Below are 7,704 nucleotides of genomic sequence, written 5' to 3'. Positions count from 1 at the left end.
TATAGGTAATTCCCTGTTTCCTTTGCCAGATTCAAGAAAGAAAATATCATCACTCTCTACAATACCTTCAAAACCATTAGGAACAGCCCCTTCAAAGGCACTTAATATCTTATGCCGCCAGTCAAATGAAGTTTGGAGACAGATACCTGTCTGTTCAGCACATTTCTTTATCGAATTGCCTAATAGCATATGGTACAAATAAACACTAAGCAAGTTCCCCTTTTTTAAACCAAAAGTAACTTTACCTGTAGTTTCCCTAAAATACTTCTTGCACGATTTACAAAAATAACGTTGCACACCATTAGCCTTGCCATTTGCACGGATATCGATGTCTTGACAATTAGGGCAATGTAGTGACTGGATTTGTTGCACCTCGGAATGAACAGTATACAAGTCAGGCTCTGAAGGATCGACCATAGATAATAGCTCCCTAATTACGGTCTCACGACCCGATTCATCTAGGCTTTTGAAAAATTCTGTGAAAGATTCTGGTACCATTTGCACTTGTTTTAAAACAAAGATAACTAGTTAAGTCGTATTATAGAATATAGCTTTATTATTCTAATAATCCAGAAAAACCCTTTTGCAAAAAATATATTGATCCTAAATTAAAGTTGCTAAAAGAGAAGTATTCTAAAATTGCTAAGTAGCCTACTAATCTATAGTTTCTTCTTCTATTTCTACCTCTTCTATCTCTATCCCATCATTGTTTAATGGTACCCCTTCTGTGTCGATCATTACTTTTTTACCTTTTAGCTTTACTTCTGCCTGTCCGTTCTTAAAGTCTTTTGCATAATTAAACTTGGCTGGGATCACTTCTTCTCCTTTACTATTGATATATCCATAGGTATAAGCATTTTGCGCATATACAGCTAGTCCTTCATGAAAATTGTTAAGACTATAATACTTAGGAGGCAATACTATTTTTCCTGTAAAGTCGAATACTCCGTATTTATCGTTTTCTTTAAAAGTTGCATATCCTTCATTAAATCTAGATATAAACTGATATTTTGGAGCCACTATTTCTTTTCCTGACACATCATATAATCCATATTTCTGATCTTTTATTACTGTAATAATGCTGCCATTGTCATGTTTTGAAGGATAATGTTTTATTCTATCAAAAATAATCGGGATTACTACATTATTTTCTTTATCGATGTATCCGTACTTCCCCTCTTTTTTTACACTGGCAATTCCTTTGGAAAAATTAGATACTTTATCATAAATAAACGGGATTACTTCTTTTCCCTTTTCATCAATAAAACCTCCTTTACCATTCTTTACTGCAGGGGTTATATCAAATAGAAATTCTCCAATATAGTTATACTTAACAGAGGAAAGTTCTTTCATACGTACAGCATCAAATAACGTATATTTATCATCATTTTTAATCGAAAATATTTTTTTACCAGCGATCATTGTCACATAATCATAGGGGCCTCCACTTATTTTTTCTTTATGGAGATCAAATAAAAACTCTTTCCTCTCTTTTCTTACTACTATAATTCCCTGATATGCATTTTGATACGTATGGATTGGACCATACTCTGGTTTTAGAATTAGAGTTCCTTCTGAACTATAAATCCCGTACTTACCTTCTCTATTTTTTACTACGAAAAAGTATTTTCCTTGATCTCTAAAATAAGATACTTTTTTATAGATTGTTGGTATAATTTCTGTTTCTTTTTTGCCAACAATTCCTTGTAATCCTTCTTTTTCTACTTTGTAAAATTCATTAGGCTCAATGATCTTTACCCTCTTATCATAACTATTAGATATTAGTGTATTTGCAAGTGTATCTACCACTCCATACTTTTGATCACTACTAAAGCTACTTAACCAACCTTTATACCTATCAAATCTAGGTGCATGATCAAAAATAAAATCGCTTTGCAATTCTCCTTTAGAATTAACAAAGGAGTATTTATCATCTTTTTTTACTGGAACATGTTTTTTATTCCCATATTCTACCTTATCGAAAATAAAGGGCTGTATGTTCTTACCCTCATAATCCAACAATCCCCATTTCCCTTCTTTTTTTGCAACCAAAAATCCTATTTTATTTTGTAATAGGTCTTCATATAACGTGGTATTAATTGTTTTTCCTTGCGCATTAATCAATTTCCAAGTGGTTTTGCTTTTAACACCTATAAGATTTTTATTAAAGATTTTAACGTCTTCGAATTTTTCTGAGGAAACCAAACTAAAATCTGTATTAAAAACAGTCCATTTTGAACCTTGACTTATCATATAAATCCCATCTTGAAAACTTAGATGGTTTGCATTAAAGGTTTTAATTTTTTTTCCTTCAATAGTAAAAACATCATACCCTTTTTTATTCTTTTTTTCTGCAATGATCCTATCATTCTTCAATGAGATAAATTCATATTGTAACGGTATGATCAACTTTCCTGTTTTTGAAAGTACTCCTTCAAAGTCGTCTATGGTTACAATTCGAATTAGTCCATTTTCTAAAAAAATTGAATCTCTAAGCGTACATTCTGAAATTACCTTTCCATTTTCATCAAAAAAAACAGATTTTTCACCTTTTCGTCCATCAAAAATTGTGTTATCATCATTGTTTCTCACATAATCAAACTCTATAGGTACTATGATTTGAAAAGTATCTGAAACTACTCCTGATTTTCCTGCATTTTCTACAAAGATTTTATTATCATCTCTCCATGTTCTTACTTTATCAAAAGCTACAGTAGATCTCTTATTTATACGTATGTTATAGATATAATTTTTCTGATGTCTTTCTAAAAAAAGAACATTTTTATTGGATATGTAATATCTGTCATATATAGGTTGTTCTATAATTTTGCCTTCAAAATCTTTTATTCCATAGAAGCCATTTTCAAAATAGATATATTCATCATCAAACACAGTCAAGAAGTTTGGTAACTGGTCTTTGATGGTATACTTAATCTTTCCTTGTTGATCGATAACAAAAATCCCCTTTTTGTTTTGTGCTACAGTTGTATTCCCTTTAAACTTCTCGGTTCTAGTGTATTTAAACGGGATTACCTCTTTTCCTTCTGTATTTATAAAACCCCATAAATTATTCTTTTTTACCTGCGCTAATCCTTGAGAAAATGGTCGCACAGCATCATAAATTACAGGAACAACCTCGACTCCTTCCTTATTAACAAAACCTTCTTTATGATTTTTGTTTTCTACTCTTGCAAAGCCATTTTCTAATGTAGAAACAAATAAGTATTTCTTTGTAAGTTCGTTTTTAATACTCTCTTCAAAATTGTTTTCATCTATGGTTTGAGCATAAGAGTTACAAAACATTAAGAAACACAATATCTTACCAAAAAAAATAATCTTAGCAATTCTCATTTGTACAAAGTATATATCTTATTAATATTCAAACACTCCAAACTCACTATTTATGGTAAGTTTTTTACTATCAGAAGCTTCTACACGTCCTACTATCTGAGCATCTACATTAAAGCTTTTAGAAATTGAGATAATATCTTCTGCTATTTCTGGAGAGACGTATAGCTCCATACGGTGGCCCATATTGAATACTTGGTACATTTCTTTCCAGTCTGTTCCAGAATTTTCCTGAATTAATTTAAATAAAGGTGGAACATCAAATAAATTATCTTTTACGATATGCAGATTGTCTATAAAATGTAGAATCTTGGTTTGTGCACCACCACTACAGTGTACCATCCCATGTATCGTTTTGCTATCGTATTGCGATAGTATTTTTTTGATTATTGGCGCATAGGTTCTTGTTGGTGACAACACCAATTTACCTGCATCTATAGGAGATTCTGTAACCTCATCAGTTAGATTTGTTTTACCAGAATATACCAGGTCAGTAGGAACTGATGGGTCAAAACTTTCTGGATACTTTTCTGCAAGGGTTTTATTGAATACATCGTGACGGGCAGAGGTCAACCCATTACTTCCCATTCCTCCATTATATTCTTTTTCATAACTAGCTTGGCCAAAAGAAGCCAATCCTACAATGACATCGCCTTCTTTTATGTTTGCATTATCAATTACGTCTTTACGTTTCATACGAGCAGTTACGGTAGAATCCACAATAATTGTTCGTACCAAATCTCCTACATCGGCAGTTTCTCCCCCAGTAGAATGAATCTCTACTCCAAAATTTTTAAGCTCGATAAGTAATTCTTCTGTTCCATTTATAATTGCCGAAATTACCTCTCCTGGAATTAGGTTTTTGTTTCTTCCTATGGTAGAAGAAAGCATAATATTATCTGTAGCGCCTACACATAATAGGTCATCAATATTCATGATTAGTGCATCTTGTGCTATTCCTTTCCATACAGAAACATCACCTGTTTCTTTCCAGTACATGTATGCCAAAGAGGATTTGGTTCCAGCCCCATCTGCATGCATGATAAGACAATATTCTTCATCACTGGTAAGGTAATCAGGAACAATCTTACAAAAGGCCTTTGGAAACAATCCTTTATCTATATTCTTAATAGCACTATGTACATCTTCTTTTGATGCAGAAACCCCACGTTGCGCGTAGCGTTTACTTACTTCTTCGCTCATGATATTGAAAATTAGAGCGCAAAGATAATTTAATTAATTACGAATTGCGAATTACGTTGTATGAATTATACTTCAAAAATTCATCTCTAAAAATTACTAAACAAGGCGACGTTCTTTGAGTAGTATACGTCTTTACAAAATCACTCCCAGTCTGGCATAGATGCTTTTTCTAATAAAACAGTTCTTCCATCTAAATCTAGAATAGATACCGTTTGTATAATTCTTTCTGAAATACCGTCATTAGAGGTATTTACATAAATCACACTAGCTTCGTTAGGAGAAAATCTAGCATCTAGATCATTGGTTCCTGCGGTTTTATCTGTAGATAAATCTGTACTTGTAGTCGTTCCAAAATCATAGATAAACATATGTGTATCTAATTGTCTGTAGTTTACATTTTCTGAACCTGATATGTCGTGGCTATACAATAATTTGGTTCCATCTACAGATAAATTAATACTTCCTACAGCTCCAGAAATACCTGTAAGCACAACGTCTTGTACTGTTCCTACCTCATCAATAGTAAAAACCTGCACTGCATACCCATCTAAATTACTGGTTTTTAACACAATAATTCCTGTGCTTTCATTTTTATCAACTTCTGTTATCAGATCTCCTGTAGTTTGATAAATTAGGCTCAAGCCACTTCCATCTATATTTATGCTATATAATTTATTTTGATTAGGAAACAATAGTTTTGCTCCATTGCCATCCCAAGAAAAATCAATCTCTTCAAGATTAAACCCTGAGACGCCAACTGTAGAGGTTACTTGTTTTACATCTGAACCATCTTCATTCATCACAAACAAATGGATTTGCGAGCCAACAGATTGTAAAAATGCAATTTTACCATTTGCTGTATTTCTTCTGGGTCTAAAGCTATTTTTTGAGATTGCAGTAAGTGCTATTTCTGTACCTCCACTCTCATCTGCAGAATAAATCACACTATTACCATCAACTAATCTGGTATAAATAATCCTATTATTGGGTGCTGGCTCTGTCTCAAAAGCAAAAACTGTACTATTTACTGGTTCATTAATATCATCATCTGTACTTACTTGCCAAAAGTATTTTGTACTATATGATAATCCTGAAATAGTATATGTTGTGTCTGTAATATTTTCAAATACTTCTTCTGTGGTATTTTCTTCATTTCTCAAACTTAGTTTATAAGTCAGTGCATCATCATCGGGATCACTACCACTCCAAACTAACTTTACTTCTACTGGTTGATCTATAGCGTTATCTATTGGTGTTGATAATATTGCTGCAGCAGGGGCACGATTGGTTGCTGTTGCTATATCCATTTCTAACACAACTTCTAACTCACTATTGGCAATCACAGTAATTCCTTCAAAAATTGCTAATAAGCCTTCTTTTTGTGCCGATAAGGAGTATTCTCCTGAGGGAACATCATTTAATTGATATACTCCATCTTTATCTGTAAAAACTGTACTTGAAGAGGGGTTTGTTGAAATTTTCACATTCTCTATAGGTTCATTGGTTCCTACTTTTACTACTTTTCCTTTTACAGCACCTAAACCTTCTAAATCAATAGTGTCTTCACTACATGAAACGGTAATTAAAATTACAAAGACAGCTATTATTTTTATGATTAACTCTTTCATCTGTTTATTTGTATTGTTTTCTTGCACTAAATAGAATTTACTATTGATTATTTTTGATTGTATTTTTTCTTACACTTCTATTTCTCTTCTTCAACTTATGCAATTCTTGATTTTTCTTTTTTTCTTGTTGTCTATTTTTTCTATCTGTCTTCATCTTGCTGCTCCCAAAATACCAATTAACTCCTAATGAAAAATTAAAGTATTGATCATCCCTTTTTCCTTGTACTACTCCATCTAATTCATCGCTGAGCACTAAGTTATGTACTGCATTTACTGAAACACCTACCTTATCTGATATCAAATATTCTATTCCTACTCCATATTGCAACTTAAATAAAGTGGTCTCAAAATCGTCATTATTAACCACTCCAATTCCACCATACATAAAAGGTGATAGTTTTTCAAAAGGCAATAAACTCAATTCTGTGTTAAGCTCAAATGCATTGAATCCTTGTGAGAATGAGTTTTGGTTAGTGAGTTCAAATTTATGCGCACTTGCATTGACATTGAGATATGGATTAAAATACCATCTTGCTCCTATTTCTGTTGCATAAGTGTATTCTGGTTTATTAAGATCGCCACTCATCAATGCTGTTCCTCCTTTTATAAAAACAGATGCTTTGGATCTTCTTTCTTTAAAATACCTATCGTATAATGCTGTATTTTGCGCTTCTTCTTTTTCTTCATTATACTTTTCTACTAGCGCATCTATTTCTTTGGGCTCAGCATTAACAGCCCATAATTTGTCTTCAATTCCTTCTACAATTAATGATTCTACAGCTTTTTCTATTGCTTCTGATACAGCCATTTGTGCTGGTTCATTTTTTGTAAAACCTGTTTCTGCCTCCAATAATTTCTTAAATCGTACATATCTAAAGAAATTTGCATCTAGTGCTTGTGACAATATCGTTTTGGATATATATACTGTTTTCAATATTTTACCGCTAGAGGTTGAAACAGCTCTTAAATAAATTGTTATTCTATCTTGTCTATATTGAGTAGACCCCCCTACTCCAAAATACCTTGCTCCTAATCCTCCTGTAATAATATTGGAGTCATAAGAAACAATTCCTCCTTCTAGAATAATCCCTGCATACAACAAAGGAGGCAATTGTGGTTCATTAGGGTTTTTATTTTTTCTGTACTCTTTTCTGGTAGAGCGTATAATATTACGTTCATTAAGCAAATTGCTCAAATTCTCTCTTTCTATGGGTACAAACCACTTAGAATCTTCTAGTGCTTTGATCAAAATTGTGGTAGCTCCTTGAGTGACTGCTGTACTAAATGTGCTTCCTGCTTCTGTTGGTTTGTATTGCCCAGTCTGATCTCTGAATTTATAAACTCCTACCACAACGGGGTCTTTTGGTGATGGGAAATCTCTTAAGGTTTTTGTTACTTCTGTATCTTCTCCAATTCGAGCGCTTTCTATAGTAATAGGCTGATTAAAATATGCGCCACATCCCGATAATAAAATTGCACAAGATATTGCTGTAAATATTCTATAAAACTTATGATGCATTAAAAA

The 7,704-nt window shown here is 32.7% G+C and carries 4 protein-coding genes and 1 pseudogene; all 5 read right to left on the bottom strand.

Going from position 1 to position 7,704, the window contains the following annotated elements:
- Window positions 1-498: pseudogene (locus CVD18_RS00940) on the bottom strand (hypothetical protein); the annotation flags it as partial.
- A gap of 156 nt (window positions 499-654) precedes the next feature.
- Window positions 655-3,303, bottom strand: a complete 2,649-nt coding sequence (locus CVD18_RS00935; protein WP_158250360.1) for a WG repeat-containing protein — start codon at window positions 3,301-3,303, stop codon at window positions 655-657.
- Window positions 3,304-3,372: 69 nt separating this feature from the next.
- The gene (locus CVD18_RS00930) at window positions 3,373-4,551 is read right to left on the bottom strand and encodes an AIR synthase related protein (RefSeq protein WP_103863571.1); all 1,179 of its coding nucleotides are present in this window, start codon (window positions 4,549-4,551) and stop codon (window positions 3,373-3,375) included.
- Window positions 4,552-4,691: 140 nt separating this feature from the next.
- A complete protein-coding gene (locus tag CVD18_RS00925) occupies window positions 4,692-6,179 on the bottom strand; it encodes a carboxypeptidase regulatory-like domain-containing protein (protein ID WP_103863570.1) in 1,488 nt (495 codons plus the stop codon).
- A 40-nt stretch (window positions 6,180-6,219) separates the two neighbouring features.
- The gene (locus CVD18_RS00920) at window positions 6,220-7,698 is read right to left on the bottom strand and encodes a CsgG/HfaB family protein (protein ID WP_103863569.1); all 1,479 of its coding nucleotides are present in this window, start codon (window positions 7,696-7,698) and stop codon (window positions 6,220-6,222) included.
- Window positions 7,699-7,704: the final 6 nt, after the last annotated feature.

The sequence above is a fragment of the Aquimarina sp. I32.4 genome, assembly GCF_002924285.1.
In the GTDB taxonomy this organism is placed as follows: domain Bacteria; phylum Bacteroidota; class Bacteroidia; order Flavobacteriales; family Flavobacteriaceae; genus Aquimarina.
The sequence above is the reverse complement of the archived record's forward strand: the minus strand, read 5'-3'. Positions and strand labels throughout refer to the sequence as shown.

What these genes read in the sequence shown, in the direction of transcription:
- CVD18_RS00935 (WP_158250360.1), bottom strand. Translation starts at nt 3,303, where the DNA reads ATGTTTTGTAACTCTTATGCTCAAACCATAGATGAAAACAATTTTGAA.
- CVD18_RS00920 (WP_103863569.1), bottom strand. Translation starts at nt 7,698, where the DNA reads ATGCATCATAAGTTTTATAGAATATTTACAGCAATATCTTGTGCAATT.
- CVD18_RS00925 (WP_103863570.1), bottom strand. Translation starts at nt 6,179, where the DNA reads ATGAAAGAGTTAATCATAAAAATAATAGCTGTCTTTGTAATTTTAATT.
- CVD18_RS00930 (WP_103863571.1), bottom strand. Translation starts at nt 4,551, where the DNA reads ATGAGCGAAGAAGTAAGTAAACGCTACGCGCAACGTGGGGTTTCTGCA.